The organism is Cohnella sp. LGH (assembly GCF_017671885.1).
Lineage (GTDB): Bacteria > Bacillota > Bacilli > Paenibacillales > Paenibacillaceae > Cohnella > Cohnella phaseoli.
Genome location: NZ_CP072117.1, coordinates 7,955,952 through 7,974,118, shown reverse-complemented (window position 1 = coordinate 7,974,118; position 18,167 = coordinate 7,955,952). Strand labels below are relative to the sequence as shown.

Annotated in this window: 12 protein-coding genes; 10 read left to right on the top strand and 2 right to left on the bottom strand. The window is 56.9% G+C overall.

Features of this window, described 5'->3' with window-relative positions:
- Nucleotides 1-110: 110 nt before the first annotated feature.
- The 3 genes from J4772_RS32885 (at nucleotide 111) to pcrA (ending at nucleotide 5,193) form a co-directional block, all read left to right on the top strand.
- Entirely contained in the window at nucleotides 111-1,106 is a 996-nt protein-coding gene (locus J4772_RS32885) for a zinc ribbon domain-containing protein (protein WP_209073093.1), read from the top strand.
- A 939-nt stretch (nucleotides 1,107-2,045) separates the two neighbouring features.
- Complete coding sequence (locus J4772_RS32880; protein WP_209073092.1) at nucleotides 2,046-2,774, top strand: heptaprenylglyceryl phosphate synthase; 729 nt, start codon at nucleotides 2,046-2,048, stop codon at nucleotides 2,772-2,774.
- Entirely contained in the window at nucleotides 2,755-5,193 is a 2,439-nt protein-coding gene (pcrA, locus tag J4772_RS32875; RefSeq protein ID WP_209073091.1) for a DNA helicase PcrA, read from the top strand. Before J4772_RS32880 ends, pcrA begins: the two co-directional genes overlap by 20 nt.
- A 49-nt stretch (nucleotides 5,194-5,242) precedes the next feature.
- Here the strand turns inward: pcrA and J4772_RS32870 are convergent, their stop codons facing one another.
- Nucleotides 5,243-6,838: a response regulator transcription factor gene (locus J4772_RS32870; protein WP_209073090.1), complete on the bottom strand. Its 1,596-nt coding sequence runs from the start codon at nucleotides 6,836-6,838 to the stop codon at nucleotides 5,243-5,245.
- Nucleotides 6,819-8,684 carry a sensor histidine kinase gene (locus J4772_RS32865; RefSeq protein ID WP_209073089.1) on the bottom strand — a complete coding sequence of 622 codons (1,866 nt, stop codon included), beginning with the start codon at nucleotides 8,682-8,684 and terminating at the stop codon, nucleotides 6,819-6,821. Before J4772_RS32865 ends, J4772_RS32870 begins: the two co-directional genes overlap by 20 nt.
- Nucleotides 8,685-8,898: 214 nt before the next feature.
- Here J4772_RS32865 and J4772_RS32860 point away from each other — a divergent pair, with 214 nt between their 5' ends.
- The 7 genes from J4772_RS32860 to ligA all read left to right on the top strand — a co-directional run bounded on the left by J4772_RS32860 (nucleotide 8,899) and on the right by ligA (nucleotide 18,072).
- Nucleotides 8,899-10,263: an ABC transporter substrate-binding protein gene (locus J4772_RS32860; protein WP_209073088.1), complete on the top strand. Its 1,365-nt coding sequence runs from the start codon at nucleotides 8,899-8,901 to the stop codon at nucleotides 10,261-10,263.
- Between the two features lie 87 nt (nucleotides 10,264-10,350).
- The gene (locus J4772_RS32855) at nucleotides 10,351-11,295 is read left to right on the top strand and encodes a carbohydrate ABC transporter permease (RefSeq protein ID WP_209073087.1); all 945 of its coding nucleotides are present in this window, start codon (nucleotides 10,351-10,353) and stop codon (nucleotides 11,293-11,295) included.
- 12 nt (nucleotides 11,296-11,307) lie between these two features.
- A complete protein-coding gene (locus J4772_RS32850) occupies nucleotides 11,308-12,147 on the top strand; it encodes a carbohydrate ABC transporter permease (protein WP_209073086.1) in 840 nt (279 codons plus the stop codon).
- Nucleotides 12,148-12,184: 37 nt separating this feature from the next.
- On the top strand, nucleotides 12,185-13,102 hold the full coding sequence (locus J4772_RS32845; protein WP_209073085.1) for an N-acetylneuraminate lyase: 918 nt from the start codon (nucleotides 12,185-12,187) through the stop codon (nucleotides 13,100-13,102).
- 75 nt (nucleotides 13,103-13,177) lie between these two features.
- Entirely contained in the window at nucleotides 13,178-15,613 is a 2,436-nt protein-coding gene (locus J4772_RS32840) for a LamG domain-containing protein (protein WP_209073084.1), read from the top strand.
- A 107-nt stretch (nucleotides 15,614-15,720) separates the two neighbouring features.
- A complete protein-coding gene (locus tag J4772_RS32835; protein WP_209073083.1) occupies nucleotides 15,721-15,939 on the top strand; it encodes a hypothetical protein in 219 nt (72 codons plus the stop codon).
- Between the two features lie 114 nt (nucleotides 15,940-16,053).
- Complete coding sequence (ligA, locus tag J4772_RS32830) at nucleotides 16,054-18,072, top strand: NAD-dependent DNA ligase LigA (protein ID WP_209077578.1); 2,019 nt, start codon at nucleotides 16,054-16,056, stop codon at nucleotides 18,070-18,072.
- The last annotated feature ends 95 nt before the right edge of the window (nucleotides 18,073-18,167 follow it).

The window sequence follows — 18,167 nt, the reverse complement described above, 5'->3', positions numbered from 1 at the left end:
CGGCTTGAACTTTTTCCATCGATCCCGAAAAAAGTCGTCAGCGGAGATGTTTATTGCCTGAATTTGGGAGAGCATGATACTCTATAGTTGTTTGAATAGGGGGACATGCGATGAATTGCGTCCAGTGCGGACAGCCCGTGACCGAGAGGGATCTCTATTGCCGCTTGTGCGGAACGCGGATAGAGGAGCCGGGAGCGTCAGCGGAAGAAGAGACAGACCTCGGAGTAGAGGAAGAGGAAGAGGAAGAGGAAGAAGAGGCAGGTCGCGAAGAAGAGGAAGAAGAGATAAGTCGCAGCGAAGAAGTGACCAGCTACGAGAAAACCGCTCCCGTTTCCTCTAAGCCGGGAGGATTAGGCAGAAATTTGCTGTTGCTGGCGACCGCGGTCTTTATTGTCATTATGTGGGTGATCAAATATACCGAATCGGAGAATGTAAGCGTTAAGGAATCCTTCTGGAAGTTTCGGGATACGATCGAGCTGCAGCTTTCCTCGCAGGGTAGCTTGGAAAGGAAATACCAGAGGGCCGCCCGGCAAATGAATGCGGAAAATTATGAGAACGCCGCGCAGGCATACGAAGAGCTCGGAAGTTATTCGGACAGCGAGGAGCTGCTCTACCAAGCAAAATTCAACATAAGCAAGCGCCATTTTTCCGCAAAAGAATATACGAAAGCTATCGATGTTCTCAAGGAGCTGCAGGATCATAGAGAGGCAGTGGCGTTCCTCAAAAAAGTGAATTCCGCTTACGGAATTGACCAATATAAAGAAGGCAAATTTCATCATGCGAATCTGCTGCTGTCGAGAGCTGCAAACGATGAGTTGAGCCGGAAATATGTGAAGTATATACAAATGATGATTGAATTTTCAGGGGTATGGGAAAATGAGGATCGAACAGAACGAGTTCTGTTTTACCAGTGGTGGGCGAGGGTAGAAAAAGAAGGCTCCGCCAAGCCAAACTATGTTCGATTGTCTTTAAAAAACGGCAATCTCTCAGGCGAAGGTTTTACTTTTGAAATCAAGAATAAGGAATTAATCGTGAAACATGCTGCATTCAAGACGAGGAAGTTCAAGAAGACAGAAGACATTGCTTATGAAATGATGACTTCATAATTTTTTCCCCAGCGACTTGCTTACCTATCTGCCTTGCAATGGGACGGACGGCTGGAATAAGACCGCCGCGCGGCCTTATTCGCCTGAACGAGTCCGGGATGTGGGTGATAAGACCGCCGCACAGTCTTATTCGTCTGAACGGAGCCGGGATGTGAGCGATAAGACCGCCGCACGGTCTTATTCGTCTGAACGGAGCCGGGATGTGAGCGATAAGACCGCTGCGCGGTCTTATTCGCCTGGGATCGGGTCGAACGGCAGGTATTAGACCGTCCTACGTGCTTATTCGTTCAGATTTATTTCGAATGAATCGTTCATGACTGCCTCGCTCACCACTTTGAGCCGAGGCTAAATTAGTTCTAGTTCCCAGGTTGGAAGAGCGGCCGATTTCCTGTAGACTATTAACTAGAAGAGCGATCCCTAAATAACGTAATGATTCGCCTGGAGATGCGTAATACGACTGGCCAAGCTTAGAGCGTCCAACCGCGATGTTACGCAGCTGCAAGCGCGTTGGCCAAGCTTAGAGCGTCCAACCGCGATGTTCACGTAGCTGCAAGCGTGCTAGTCAAGCTTAGAGCGTCCAACTGCGATGTTACACAGCTGCAAGCGTGCTGGCCAAGCTTAGAGCGTCCAACCACGAGGTTACGCAGCTGCAAGCATGTTGGCCAAGCTTGCAGGTTTCCGATGTTTGGATTACGTTACTTTTGAGTCCCTCTACTAGGGCGTGTCTGAAAACCCGCTCAGGGGCACCTTTCACCTCCCCTGCTGCGTCACTTTTGCTTGACGTACCTCCGGTACGCCTTCACAAAAGTTCCTTGCATGGAACGAAAATTCGGCAAAATTTGCTGCCCTCGGAGTATTCAGACACGCCCTAGTTAGCCGACTCTATTAGAGCGGAATCGTTTGCCGGCATTTTACATTATGCGGAATTATGGAGGCTGTATGCGCCCCTCATTTTATAGCGGTTGGAAACATGTGTTTAAGCTCGATCCCGACAGGGACATCGGAGACGAAGCGCTGGAGGCGGTATGCGCCTCCGGTACGGATGCGATCCTCGTCGGCGGCTCGAGCGGGGTGACCTTCGACAACACGGTGGAGCTGATGGCCCGGATACGCAGGTACGAGGTTCCTTGCGCATTCGAGCTGTCCGATCCGGCGTGCGGAGTGCCGGGCTTCGACGGTTATTTTATCCCGAGTGTGCTGAATACGAAGCGGGCCGAGTGGCTGATCGGCCATCATGCGGCCGCCATTCGGGAATTCGGGCATCTGCTGCCATGGGATTCGATCGTTGGCGAAGCGTATCTGGTACTAAATCCGGATGCGACCGTCGCCAAGCTGACCGAAGCGGACGCCGACATCTCTCCCGCCGAAGCGGTCGCCTTCGCTCAAGTGGCCGACAGACTGTGGAACGTGCCGGTGCTGTATGTCGAGTATAGCGGGACGTTCGGCGATATGGAGCTGCTCGGGACCATCCGCGATACGCTGCATCAAGCCCATCTCTTCTACGGAGGGGGCATCGACAGCCCCGACAAGGCGGCGCAAGCGGCGCTGAGAGCGGATACGGTTGTCGTAGGCAATATCATTTACGAAAATCTGGCTGCCGCGTTGGCTACAGTTAACGCGGTTAACCAAGCGGTAAAGGAGCAAAAAGATGTTCTTCGAAAGGGATAACGAACATTCCATCGATATCGACGATTCAATCAATCGACTTAATCCGAGGCAGAAGGAAGCGGCGGTCACGACCGAAGGCCCGCTGCTCATTATGGCGGGGGCGGGAAGCGGCAAGACGAGAGTACTGACGCATCGCATCGCCTATATTATTTCCAAACGTCTGGCAGCGCCGTGGAGCATTCTGGCCATCACGTTTACGAACAAGGCGGCGCGCGAAATGCAGGAGCGCGTATCCAAGCTGGTCGGCCCATCCGGCCGGGACATCTGGGTCAGCACATTCCACTCGATGTGCGTGCGTATTCTGCGTAGGGATATCGATAAAATCGGCTTCGGCACGAGCTTCAGCATCCTCGATTCCGGCGACCAGTTGTCGGTTATCCGCAACATCATGAAGGACAACAACCTCGACGTCAAAAGATTCGAGCCGAAAGCCGTTCAGGCCGCCATCGGCGCCGCCAAGAACGAGCTGGTGTCCCCGGAGCAGTACGATCAGCGGCAGGGAGACTACTTCGAATCGATCGTCGCCAAAGTCTATACGCAGTACCAGAAGCGGTTGAAGGCGAACAATTCGCTCGATTTCGACGACCTGCTGCTGCTGACGATCCAGTTGTTCAAGGACGCCCCCGAAGTGCTCGATTTCTATCAGAACAAATTCAAATATATTCACGTAGACGAATACCAGGATACCAACAAAGCGCAATATACCCTCTGTAAAATGATGGCCAGCAAGCACCACAACCTCTGCGTCGTCGGGGATAGCGATCAGTCGATCTACCGCTGGCGGGGCGCGGACATTACGAACATTCTCAACTTCGAGAAGGATTATCCCGAAGCGTGCAGTATTTTGCTGGAGCAGAACTATCGGTCCACCTCGAACATTCTGGACGCCGCCAACTCGGTTATTAAGAATAATATTGGCCGCAAAGCGAAAAATCTATGGACGGACCAGGCCGGCGGGGACAAAATTACGATTTATCAAGGCGATTCAGAGCATGAGGAAGGCTATTTCGTCGCCGGAGAAATTCGCAAAAATCGTCAGAGCGGCCGACGTTACGGCGATCATGCGATCTTGTATCGAACAAACGCGATGTCGCGGGTCGTTGAGGAAATTTTGATCAAGTCGGAAATCCCATATCAGATCGTCGGCGGCATCAAGTTCTATGATCGCAAAGAGATCAAAGATATTTTGTCCTACCTGCGGTTGATCTCTAATCCGGATGACGACAACAGCTTGCTGAGAATCGTCAACGAGCCTAAACGGGGGCTTGGCGATACGACCATGACGAAAGTGCAGGCGGAAGCGACCCGCAAAGGCATCTCGATTCTGCGGCTGTTGAACGAAGGGGACGGCTTGCTTGGCGACGGACTGTATCACCTCGATATCCAGAATCGGGCCAAGGCGGCGCTCGGCAGCTTCCGCGATTTGATCCGTAACCTCAGTGCGATGACCGACTACTTGTCGGTAACGGAGCTGACCGAGAAGCTGTTGGAACTGTCCGAGTATCGGCTGGAGCTGCAGCGCGAGAATACGCTTGAGTCCAAGGCCCGGCTGGAAAACATCGAAGAATTCCTGTCCGTTACCCAGGAATTCGAGAAACGCAACGAAGACAAATCGCTGCTTAGCTTTCTGACGGAGCTGGCGCTTGTCGCGGACATCGATTCGATGGGCGAGGACGAGGAAGACGACGGCGACGCCGTCATACTCATGACGATGCACAGCGCCAAAGGCTTGGAGTTCCCGATCGTCTTCATCGTCGGTATGGAGGAGGGCGTCTTCCCGGGAAGCCGTTCTCTGATGGACAACGAGGAGATGGAAGAGGAGCGGAGGCTGGCTTATGTCGGTATTACGCGCGCAGAGAAAAAACTGTACCTGACCTGCGCAAGAATGAGACTGCTATACGGCCGCACAAGCTCGAATGCGCCGTCCCGGTTCCTTGGGGAAATCCCGAACGAGCTGAAGGAGGCATTTGCGCCGGCAGGCGGGGCGCGTCCAGGCTCATACGGAGGCTACGGCTCTCGGATAGGCGGAGGCGGCTCCGGTTCCTCTTACGGAGGTTCGGGCTACGGCTCTCAGAGAGGCTCCTCCTACACCGGTTCCGGCTCGACGACGGGAAGCGGAGGAGGAGGCGGTTATCCGCCTTCCGGTCTAGGAGCGCGTCCAACCGTTTCTCCGATGAACGGCGGCTCGTCAGGCGGCTCGTCATCGGTTGCCCGTCCGCAGACGCCTTCCGCGGCCAAGCCGGTCGGAGACGGCATGGCGATCGCAGCCGGCGACAAGGTGCAGCATGCCAAGTGGGGCGTCGGAACCGTCGTCTCCGTCAAAGGAACAGGCAACGACGCCGAGCTGCAGATCGCTTTCCCGGCGCCGACCGGCGTCAAGCGATTGCTTGCGGCGTTCGCTCCCGTAACCAAAGTCTAACTACAAAGCCCGGCAGCGGAGCTCCTCGGAGCCGCGCTGCCGGGCTTTATCACGCTTCCCGATTCCGGTATTCGGTCGGCGTCAATCCCGTTCTCTTCTTGAACAAGCGGCTGAAATACTTCTCGTCCGCATAGCCGGCGCGAACCGCAACCTCGTAGTTTTTCAGCGAGGTGGTCGCGAGCAGCCGCTTTGCCTCGCCGAGCCGGGTCTCGGTCAAATAGTCGGACAGATTGACGCCTTCGACCTGCTTAAACAGAAAACTGAGGTAGACGGGGGACATGTGCACCTCTTGAGCGGCCGTTTCCAGCGTGATGTTGTCGCGAAAGCGCTCGGCGATGAACAGCTTCGTTTTTTCCACGACCGCGTTTTTGCCGTCCTTGCGCAAATCCAGCGTCCGCCGCAGCAGCCCGTCCAAGTAGCGGCGCAGCTCTCCAGCCAACTGGTCGAGCGTGGCCGCCGCGAAAAACAGCGAGATTTGCGGCGGAGGCAGCAGCTCGTCGAGGGTCAGCTTCGGATGCATGGTCGCCAGCGAGTCCGCTGCCGTCACCATATGCTTAACGGCGATCGACTTGGTCACCTGAACGGGGTAATCGCTGCTTTTCAAATGAACGATAAAGTCGCCGAGCCACGCGTCTAGCTGTTCGGGGCTGCCGATTTTGAGCGCAAGCTGAAGCGCTTCATCGACGGGAGCGGAAGCGGGAAGCTCCAGATCGGGGGCGACGACGTTCTCCCATTCGAGATCCTCCACGAACACGACCTCGCCGGGACCCGTGTAATATTTGTACTCCAGCGCCGTCTTGGCCGATTGATAGAGGCTTTTTCCCTCCGTATTCAGGCTCGATCCATGCGCCGAAACTCCGATCATCGCCGAATAGCGGAGCGTCGTCCGCAGATTATCGGCAAGGGCGCGCAGATCGTTGCGGAACTTCCGTTTGTCCGCATCCGCGACGTTAACCAGCAGCACGAACCGATTGTGCCCGGGACAGATCATGAATTTGTGCGGCCACGCTGCCAGCGTCTCCTCGGAGACGTTCAACACGGCGAAGTTCATGAGCTGCTGATCCTCGTAGGAATAGTTTTTCGGATCGTCCGGATCCTCTTCCAGGTCGACGATCGCCAGATAGATGGGACCAACGCGCAACGGAATTTGCAGAAAACCCGTCTTCTCCTCGAACAGCTCCTCGTTAAAACGGGCGCCTTCCAGCAGAGAGGTCAGGAAGCGGAAGCGAACCATCGGCAGATGATCTGTGAGCTGATGCTTGAGCTTCCGTTCCTCCTCCCAGCTTTGCTTGACCGACAAGACGACATGGAGCAGCTGATCGAGGTCCGGCGGCTTCAGCAGGTAGTCGAGGGCTCCTAGCTTGATCGCCTGCTGCGCATATACGAACTCGTCGTGTCCGCTCAGAATGACCGATTTGATCGGAAGCCCGCGCGCGTTGATTTCCTCCAGCAGCTCCAGCCCGGTCAAGCCCGGCATCCGGCAGTCGAGCAGCAGCAAGTCGGGCCTGTCCCGCTCGATCAGCTCCAGCGCCTCGGCGCCGTTGTCGGCGGGGGGCAGCCAGGTAAAGCCGTGCTCCTCCCAAGGGATAAGGGCGCGCAGCGCCTGGGGCACAATTGGCTCGTCGTCAACGACCATGATTTTCATAGAGCAGCCTCCATTCGTTGTCGTCGGATAGGAGCGGGATGGCGAGCCTGATCTTCGTTCCGCGGCCCGGTTCGCTTTCGATGCGCAGGGCATATTCCGCACCGAACAGCATGGTCAGCCTTTCGTTGACATTGCGAATGCCATACCCCGAGCCGGAGCTCTTTCCGGTGGGCGATCCGGAGCCGCCGCCTCCGCGAGATCCGCCGGATTCGCCGAGCCCGCCGCCGTCCCCGGACAGCAGCGAATTCGCCAGCTCCGCCTCCATGCCGCAGCCGTCGTCCTCGACGATGAATTCCACCCGTTCCCCGTCCAGCTTCCGCCCCGTAATCGTCAATGTGCCCGGCCGCTCGCGCTTCGCGTTAAACGCGTGCAAAATCGCGTTTTCCGCCAACGGCTGCAGCAGCAGCTTCATCGTGTAGAACGGCAGAATGTCCGGATCGATCTCGTAACGTGGCACGAAACGGTTCGGAAAACGGGCATGCTGAATGTGAATGTAGGCTTTCACCTGGCCGATCTCCTGCCGAATCGTATAGTAATCCTTCCCCTTGTTCAGGGAAAGCCGGAACAGCTCGGTCAGCGATTGCGTAACCTTGGCCGTTTTCTCATCCCCGTTCATCTTGGAATTGAGGAAAATATAATCGAGCGTGTTGTACAGAAAATGCGGCTCGATCTGGGTTTGCAAGGTTTTCAGCTCGATCATTTTCTGGTTCGTCTGACTGACGTATACTTTCTGAATCAGGCTGTTCGTCTCCGTGACCATCTCGTTGTACTTATGGGTAAGCAGGCCGATCTCGTCGCGCGAGACGACCTCGACCTTCTGGTTGAAATCTCCGCGTTTGAAATTGTTCATCGAGCGCAGCAGCAGCTTGATCGGCTTCGTAATCGTTCGCGACAGGAATACCGAACTGATCGCCGCGAGGGCGAGCAGCGACAGCGATAGCGCCAACGTCGCGTTCAGCACGATGCGGTGCTCGCTGCGGATCACCTCCATCGGCGTAAGGCTGACGATGTTCCAGTTGTACGGCTCGACGACGGCGCTGGCGACGGCGTAGCTTTTACCGCCGATCTCGTAATTTTCCGAATGCGTCTCCAGGAACAGTTTCTGCTTCAGGCCGATGTCGTTCGTCAGCGTTTTTCTCAGCTCGTTGTCGCGGGTTTTGCTTGATACGAGATTGTAGTTGTCGTCGAAAATAAAAATGTTGGACGAGCGCACGATCTCGATATCCTGAATGATGTTGCCGATCGAGTCGCGGTTGACGCCCATGAACAGCAGTCCGAGCTTGTTGTCCCGGTCGTACAGATCCACGATGCGGCGTCCGACCATAATCTCGTTATAGCTGTGCCCGTAAGTAAAGAGAGGAGTGCTGGAATACGTCCAGAAAGCTTCGCCGTCCCGCGCGGCGACCGCCGTATACAGCGGCATCTCGATAAAATCGGAATACGGAATAACCTGGCGGAAAAATTCGCTGAAATCCCGGTACAGAAATCCGTTCTTGCCGTAAATCACGAGGAAGCTGACGTATTTCTTGGCCGACTTGATGTTGTCCAGATAAGCGAGCGCCGCCGCCTGCTCCACGCTGACCGGACCGTTGCCATCCTGGCTCAGCAAGCTTTGCAGGCTGACGTTGTTCATAATATAAGAGGTCATCTCTCCGGCGTCGTCCAGCATCAGCTTGATGTTGTTGCCGATGAGACGCACCGTCTGCGCCTGATTCTGCTTCGTCTCTTTCTCCAGCGAGGAGGTAGCCGTGCGGAACGAGAAGAAGCCGAGCGTGAGCAGCGGGATAAGGACGAGCAGGACGAAGGAGACGAACAGCTTAGTTTGCAATTGTCTGAATACGAACATGGCGATTCCTCCGTCGGCAGTAAGGCGTGATCTCTTGTTCTACTACATTAGCAAACGCTTTCCTGGCATTCAATAAGGGAATCGCTCCCGGGGACGAGGTTCTTGACGAAGTCCACCAAATCTTGAAATTGCCGCATTGTTGGCTTGGGAGGCGGCGAGTAAGATGAGAGTGTGCACAAGCTAAGCAAGTCGAAACGGGAGGATGATGGGAAGCATGCTCAGAGGGAAAAAGGGGTTCGGGCTTGGAGCGGCGGCGCTGGCGCTGACGCTGCTGATCGGCGGGTGCGGAGCGTCGGGCGGAAACGAAGCGGCAGAGAGCGGAAGCAGCCAGCCGGCATCGGCAGGCGGAGAAGCGATCGACTGGAGCACGGTCAAGGCGGACATCCGCTTCGTCTATCCGGGAACGTCCGAGGCGGAGAAGGAGCTGGCCGAGCAGTTCAAGGCCAGAATGAAAGAGAAATATCCGAACGTCAATATCGAATATATGTATCTGTCGTGGGCGGATATGGAGAAGAAGCTGGCGGTCATGCTCAATTCGGGCGACGTACCCGATCTGACGCAGACGCAGGACGTGACGAATCTCGTTCGCTTGAACGGCCTTGAGGATTTGACGCCATACTTCGAGCGGGAGGGCGAGCAGCTTAAGAAGGAGGATTTCCTCCCCGGCACGATGGAGTACGCCCAGGAGGACGGCAAGCTTTACGCGGTGCCGAACCTCGCCAACTCCTTCACGCTGATGGTCAACGAACAGATGCTGAACGAAGCGGGGATGAAGCTGGAGGACTTGCAGACTTGGGAGAACGTCGAGCAAGCGGCCAAGGCGATGACGAAGGACGGCAAGTACGGCTTCGGCTATCCGCTGGGCACCGCCCGGTTCGCCTTCCGCGTGCCGTTCACGGCGGCATACAGCAACGACTTGCTCCTGAGCGATACTTCGGATGCGAGCAAAAACAAATATTTGGAGACGCTGCGCCATTTTCAAAACCTTGAGCCGTATCAGCCGAAGGCGCACCTCACCTGGGGCTATCCGGAGATGTTCCGGGCGTTCAGCAACGGCGAAGTCGGCATGATCGCGGCGGGGACGTTCTTCACAGCCAACGTGTACAGCATCAATCCGGATATCGTTAACGTGTCGCGGACAATTGCTTACCCGCACGGTCCGTCTTCCTCCTCGGCCAAGGCGCCGGTGTCCAACGTCGGCATCGCGATGTTCAAGAATGGCAAAAACAAGGAGATCGCCTGGCGGCTGATGCAGGAATGGTCGTCCCAGGAATTCAACAGTACGGCGGCATCCGTCGTTAACGTAACGGCGATCAAGAGCACAAGCCTGGACGAGATCATGAAGAAGGCCGAGAAGGTGTATCCGAAGGCGATCGAAGGCCACAAGACGCTGCTGAACGATTTCAGCCGTCTGCTGGACGAATCGGGCGTCCCGATGGACAAGATTCCGGGACAGAGCGAGATGGAGGTCGTCGTGCAGGAGCAGATGGTGAAGCTGTTGACCGGCAAGGCGACCGTCGAGGATACGTACGCCGCCATCAAGGACGGCATAGACAAAATCAAGGCCAAGCTGGAATAGGGCCGGACTCCGGGGGAGCTGCGTGCCGAGGCACTGCGGCTCCTCTTGGCTTCAAGGGGTACGGAGCAGAGAAAGGGAGCGGGAGATATGTCCGACATACTGCGGATGGAACAACGGGCTCCGTCGCTCGGCAAGCGGCGGAGACGCGCTTCGGCGTTTTTTCGGGAATTCGGCTTCGGGTATTTTTTACTGGCGCCTGTCGTCCTTTATATTGTGATCTTTCAATTTTATCCGCTGGTGGAGACGGTCCGGCTGAGCTTGTACGACTACTCGCTTATTTCCGGGCGCGGCATGACGTTTAACGGCTTCGACAACTACAAGGAGCTGCTAATGAACGACAACGCCTTCTGGCGTATATTCAAGAACAGCCTAGTGTGGGTGCTCGGTTCCACCGTGCTGCAATTCGCCATCGCCATTCCGGCGGCGCTGATCCTGTTCGGGAAAATCCGGATGAGAGGGCTGTGGCGGGGATTGATGATGGTTCCGTGGGTGTCGCCCGTCGTCATTATCGGCATCGTCTGGAAGTGGATTTACGACGGTCATTACGGGCTGTTTAACCACTATTTGAAGCTGGCCGGCTTCATCTCGGAAAATATCGTCTGGCTCGGGGACGAGGTGTTGGTCTGGCCCGCGCTGCTGCTGACGTCGGCGTGGAAGGGGTTTCCTTACATTACGCTGATGATGCTGTCCGGCTTGACGGGCATCTCCAAGGAAATGATTGAGGCGGCCCATATGGACGGCGCCTCCGCCTGGCAGCGGTTTACGCGAATTACGCTGCCGATGCTGAAGCCGATCATGTACGTGACCGGACTGGTCAGCATCGTGTCCTCCTGGACGAAATTCGAGATGATCTGGGCGCTGACGAACGGCGGGCCGGGATATGCGACCAGCATATTGCCGACCTATCTGTATACGAATTCGTTCGTGTATTTCGATCTGGGCAAAGGCTCCGCGATCGCCGCACTGTCCATGGCGATGGTGCTCGTTCTCGTTGGCCTGTACGCCCGGCTGTTCGGCCGGAATCTGGAATAGAGGTGACGCATTATGAAAGAAACGTTGGTCCAAAGAACGGCCAATTACGTCTGGCTCGCGCTGCTGATGGCTTTTACGTTGCTGCCGTTCGCTTGGCTGATCGATACGACGCTAAAGCCGGACAACGAAATTTTCCTGTCCGTACCGACCTGGATCGTGGACAACTTGACTTGGGAGCATTACCGTTGGGCGCTGGGCGACGCGGGGCTGAGATTGCCCCGGCTGCTGCTCAACTCCATCGTCGCCTGCGGCGCTACCGCGCTGATCACCGGCGCTATCTCCTGTATTAGCGGCTACGGTCTGGCCCGCTATAAGGTGCCGGGCGTCGGACTCGTCGTCGTCCTGATCGTGCTGGCGCAGATGATTCAAGGCCCGCTGATTATGATTCCGTGGTACAAAATGGCGGCGGCCTTTTCGCTGCTCAATACGAAGGCGATTCTGGTCATGATCTACGGCACATTGACGATTCCGGTCGGGGTATGGATCATGAGCGGGTTTTTCCGCACGATTCCGACCGAGCTTGAGGAGGCTGCGGCTATCGACGGAGCGGGCAAATGGCGCACGCTGTTCACCGTCATTATTCCGCTCGCCTTGCCGGGACTCGTATCCATCGCGCTGTACGCTTTTATTCTCGGATGGAACGATTACCAGTACTCGCTCATTCTGACGAACTCGATCGAAGCGAAGACGGTTCAGGTCGGCATCGCCGAGCTGATGGAAAGCATGGGCTCCACGAACTGGGGCGGCCTGCTCGCCAGCGGCGTCATCGTCATATTGCCGATTATCGTCCTGTTCGCGTTTATTCAGAAATATTTGATCGAAGGCATGACCGCGGGAAGCGTGAAAGGTTGATTTTTCCGACGGACGCACATAAAAGGAGCTGTTGAAGATGACCCAATCGAACGATTTCAAAGGCATTTACACTGCGCTCGTTACGCCGATGCACGAGGACGGCAGCATCGACCACGAATCGCTGGTTCGTCTTGTCCAGCATTTGCAGGAGCAGGAGGTAACGGGATTTTACGTAGGAGGCAGCACCGGAGAGGGCTTCATCCTGAGCGGGGAGGAGCGGAAGGCGGTGCTGGAGACGGTCGTGCGTGCGGCGGAAGGGAAGTCGAAGATCATCGCCCATATCGGGTCGATCGGCACGGAAGCCTCCATCGAGTTGGCGCGGCATGCGCACGGGCAAGGCGTCGACGCGATGTCCGCGGTAGTGCCGTTCTACTATAAAACGACGGCGGACCAGATCAAGGAGCACTACTATGCCATTATGGCGGCCGTGCCGCTGCCGATGATCGTGTACCATTACCCGGGCGCGACCGGCGTCCAGCTGTCGATGGACTTCTACGAGGAGCTGGCGCGGCATCCCCAATGCATCGGCGTCAAGTTCACCTCGCTTAACCTGTTCGAGATGCAGCAGATTCGCGCTCGCTGCGGCGAAGACTTTCTCGTCTTCAACGGCCATGACGAGGTGTATGCGGCCGGCGCGCTTACCGGGGCCGACGGCGCAATCGGCAGCACTTACAATATGATGGCGCCGCTGTTCGTCCGGATGTATCGGGAGGCTGCGCGGGGAGGTTGGCAGCAGCTCCCCGCGCTGCAGGCCGAGGCCAATGAGGTCATCGCCCACATGGTTCGGTTCGACGTCATTCCGTACGAGAAATACATTTGTTACGCACAAGGCATCATCCGCACTCCGAAGACCAGGCAGCCTCTTAAGCAGTTGACGGAGGAGGAGACGGCGGCGATCCGCGTTTTTTATGAAGGCAACGGAACGCTGCGACAAGCGGCGGGTACAAGAGCGTAAACGCCAGAGGAACAGGAAACGGAATGGTTTGAATCGCATGTGCTGCCTATTTCGATCGAGGAGCTGACGAATACCATGAAAAATAACGCGACTGCTATAAGCTTCGTTTGTCCGTTTGCCGTTTTCGCGCTGCTTGTTCTGGCGTTATCCGCACCTATCGCCGCGGCCTCGCCCGCTGCCGACTATCTCATCGAGCCCAAACGAATATACGAGAACGACGGCTCCAACGACTTTTGGTGGACGCACACTCGCTGCGCCGCCATTCCCGGGCAGGGAGAGGCGGGCGGGCCGGCGATTCTATGCACCGCCTCCCAGGATTTGAACGACAATCATACCGACGTGTTTTACGACATCGGCTATACGATCAGCACGGATCTTGGCGAGAGCTGGACTCCTTATTCCGTTATTCCGCAATATCAATGGAAGACGCTGCCGAACGGCTACGGCGGCATGCTGATCGATCCCGTACCCGTCTACCATGCCGCCACCGGCAAGGTGCTCCTGCTCGGAATGGCTCAAACCTACGACGCCTCCTATGGCAAAAGGCAAACCTATCCCGCCTATGCCGTATACGATCCGTCCTCCGGAGCGTGGAGCGCCGATTGGCAGTTATTCTCTTGGCCGCCCGTATACGGTCATGCGGGAAGCTCTTACCCTTACGTCGACGAGCAGACGGGCAGCGTGCTATGGCCGATTCATTCGACGGCCGGTTCCGGCGCCTTGCAGGTCGTGACCGCGTCGTTCGACGGAACCGCGCTGGTCTACCAGAGCATGAGCGGCACAGTGGCGAACACCGGGTCGAACGGCAACCGATCGGGCATCGAAGCGTCGTTGACCCGGTTCGGCGGCGAATATTTTCTGACCAGCCGGGACGATTCCTATAATCGGTTGGCCAAAAGCGCGGACGGCCTGCTCTGGCAGCCTGCCGTCGATCTGCTGTGGGAGGACGGCACTCCCGTGTCCGGCAGCATGAACACGCAGATGCATTGGATCGCGCGTCCGGACGGCCTCTATCTCGTATACACCCGTCAGGATTCGATCAATGAAGATATGTTCCGCTACCGCGCGCCTCTATGGATGGCGGAGGTGAATCCGGCAACGCTGCGGTTGATGAAAGAAACCGAGCGCATCGTCATGCCCAATACGACGGACCGGGCACAGCTCGGCAACTTCGGAACGTTGGACGTGACGCCGGAGCTGAGCATCGTGACGAGCAATGAATGGAAGTCGCTGCAGCCTAACAGCACGATCGTGTCCCGTATCTGGTGGAACCGTTCTTTGCTGGGAAGCTGGGCGCTCAACGAAACGGCCGGCACCGTCGCCGCAGACGATTCGGCAGCAGGACGAAGCGGCGCGATTCTGGGTGCCGTTCCAGGCGCGGAGGGCCGTTTCGGCGCCTCTCTGAGCTTCGCTGCGGCGAGAGATCGCGTCGATCTGGGCAGCCCGGCCGATGGAGCTTTCGATTTTGGGACGTCGCAGGATTTTACCGTGTCGGCCTGGGTGCGGACGAGCCATACCGGCTCGATTCAATACATCGTGAACAAGGGCGATACGAATGCCGCATTCTGGCTTCGTTTCGAAGCCGACGGCAAGCTGCGCTTTCTGCTCGATTACGGCAGCACGTACGATGCCGTGCAATCCGCCGCCTCCTATGCGGACGGCAAGTGGCATCATGTCGTCGGCGCAGCCGACCGGGATGCCGGGCTGAAGCTGTATGTGGACGGAGCGCTTGCCGCGCAGACGTCGACGATGGTCGGCGGGAGCGTGACTACCGCTTTGCCGCTGACGATCGGCGCCGATTCGGCTTTAACGATGAAGGGGCTGATCGACGAGGTCAAGCTTTACAACTATGCCCTTGGCCAAGAGGAAGTACGGGGCTTGGGCGGCATGGCCGGAAGCTGGAGCTTCGACGAGTCAGGTGCGGGGATTGTGACGGCCAATGACGCCAACGGCTACGAATACGGCATGCTGCTTAACGGTGCGTCGCGCAGCTCCGCGGGCAGATCCGGAGGAGCCGTTCGATTCGGCGGGAGCGGGCAGTTCGTCAAGCTGGGCGATCCGGATTCCGGCGCCTACGACTTCGGCACGGACGGCGATTTCACCTTAACCGCCTGGTTCAAGACCGACGTGTCCGGCACGTTCAAATATATCGCGAACAAAGGCGATACGAATGCCAGCTACGCCCTGCGAATCGAAAGCGACGATACGATCCGCTTCTGGCTCGATTACGGCAGCAACGCGGATCAGGTACAATCCTCTGCGGGATATGCGGACGGCCAGTGGCACCATGTCGCCGCCGTCGCGGATCGAGACGCCGGGTTGAGACTGTACGTAGACGGGGTGCTGGTCGGGGAGAACGCCTCGCTGCTCGGCGGCGATATTTCCAACAAGCTGTCGCTAACGATCGGCCATAACTCCGCGCGGACGATGGACGGACTGGTCGACGAAGTCAAGCTGTATCGCTATGCGCTGACCGCCGCGGAGATTGCTGCGGAAGCCTCGCAAAGCTAGCCTTTTCCGACAAACAGAATATTCAAAGGTTTTTAGAAAACTGCGTAGAATTAAATTCTATGCAGTTTTTTCTTTCTGGAGAGTTCAGTTCGCGATGGGAGCGGCGAATGGCACGGAAGTCGGAGCTGCAAGCAGACTGGGTAGGCCTGGAGCGGCTAATGGCATGGAAGCTGGAGCTGCAAGCTGACTGGGTAGGCCTGGAGCGGCTAATGGCATGGAAGCTGGAGCTGCAAGCTGACTTAGTCGGGTCTAGAACAAGCTCCAACTCCTTCAATGAAGGCGGCTGGCTCCCGGGTATCATTTGGCGGCTTTCCGAGCTACAATAGACGTAGATGTTGTTCAGTAAGTCGGAGTTTGACCACTCGAACTTGTTGAACATTCACACTTAAGAGAAGCCCGAGATTACTTTTAATTAAGAGGGGACAACGTGCATGGCGCAAATGGAATTGCTGGAACGGATGCGGAACCTCGTGGACGAGTTAAACGCGCATGGCCATCGTTATTATACGGAGGATAATCCGACGGTCAGCGACAAGGAATACGATGCTCTCTACGACGAATTGACCGCTCTCGAAGCGTCGATGGGCACGGTATTGCCGGACTCCCCGACGCGTAGAGTCGGCGGAGACATTCTGAAAGGCTTTGAGCCTCACCGCCATTTGTCCCGGCTGTGGAGCCTGGATAAAGCGCAGGATATCGAGGATCTGACTGCATGGCTGGCGCGCGTCAATAAGCTGATTGCCGACTACAACGCCAAAAATCCGGAACAGCCGCTCCCTGATCCGGAGTACGTCGTCGAGCTGAAGTTCGACGGACTGTCGCTTAATCTGACTTATGACGGCGGGGAGTTGACGCAGGCCGCGACGAGAGGGAACGGAGAAGTCGGAGAAGGCATCTTGGCCCAGGTTCGTACGATTCGGACCGTTCCTCTGACGGTCGGGTACAATGGCGGAACGGTCGAGGTTCAAGGCGAGGGCTTTATGCGGCTCTCCGTGCTGGAAAAGTATAACGAAACGGCGGCGGAGCCGCTTAAGAACGCACGCAACGGCGCCGCCGGGGCGCTCCGCAACCTCGACCCGAGGGTGACGGCTTCGCGCAAGCTGGACGCGTTCTTCTACAACGTCGGTTATTCGGACGGAATTTCGTTCGCCAACCACCGCGAGATGATGGCGTTCCTGCGGGAAAATAAGTTTCCGGTGAATCCGTACATCGCCTATTTTTCGAATGTGGACGACCTTGTTAAGGAGCTTGAGTCGATCGTCGCACGTCGCGGAGAGCTGGATTATTTGATCGACGGAGCGGTCGTCAAGCTGACCGATATGAGAACGCGCGAGGCGCTTGGTTATACGGACAAATTTCCTCGTTGGGCCGTCGCCTTCAAATTCGAGGCCGAGGAAACGACAACCGTGCTCGAGTCCGTCTCTTGGGAGCTGGGCCGTACAGGCAAAGTGACTCCGCTTGCTCGCGTGGAGGCTGTCGAGTTGGCCGGAGTGACCGTGCAAAATTGTACGCTCAACAACATCGGCGACATCGAACGGAAAAACTTGCTGAATGCGCTCGGAACGAGGGTCTTTATTCGCCGTTCCAATGACGTTATTCCGGAAATACTCGGCAAGGCGGATGACGAGGAAGGAGCGGCGATCGCCGTTCCCGAGGTATGTCCCGGCTGCGGCTTCCCGCTTGAGATGCGCGGAGCTCATCTGTTCTGCAACAATCGTCTCGGCTGCAAGCCGCAAATTATCGGACGAATCACCCATTTTGCTTCGCGCGATTGCATGGATATCGAGACGTTCAGCGGTAAGACGGCGGAGCAGTTGTATGATGAGCTCGGCGTTCGGGAGCCTGCTGATCTGTACAGCCTGACACTGGAGCAGTTGGTCGGATTGCAGCGGTTCGGAGCAAAGAAGGCGTCCAACTTGCTCGATGCGCTGGAGAAGTCGAAGTCCCGCGGACTCGCTTCGTTCCTGAACGCGCTCGGCATTCCGAATACGGGCAAGGCGACGACGAAAATGCTGGCCGATCATTTCGGGGACCTGGATCGCCTGATGGCCGCGGAAGTGGAAGAATTGATCGGCTTGCCGGACGTCGGCGGCATCGTCGCTGAGAGCATCTATTACTACTTCCGCGACCCGCTTAATGAAGCGAGCATCGCCCGGATGCGCGAGCTTGGCGTGAGGGCGGAAGCTGCCGCCCCGGCCGCTGCGAGCGCGGACGCGAACCATCCTCTCTTCGGCAAAACGGTTGTGCTAACCGGTACGTTAACGCTGATGACGCGGGACGAAGCCGCCAAAAAGCTGGAAGCGCTCGGTGCAAAGGTGTCGGGCAGCGTATCCAAGAAAACCGACCTCGTCATTGCGGGCGAGAGCGCCGGCAGCAAGCTGACCAAGGCGCGCGACCTCGGCGTTCCCGTGCTGGAGGATGAGGAAGAGTTGGTTCGCCTTCTCGGCGGCACGGAATAGAACAAATCGATAAAGCCTCTGCGCTCACTTTACAAGTGGGCAGGGGCTTTTTTCTTCTTTTAAACAGATTCGGCAGTCGTGACGTGACGTAACGT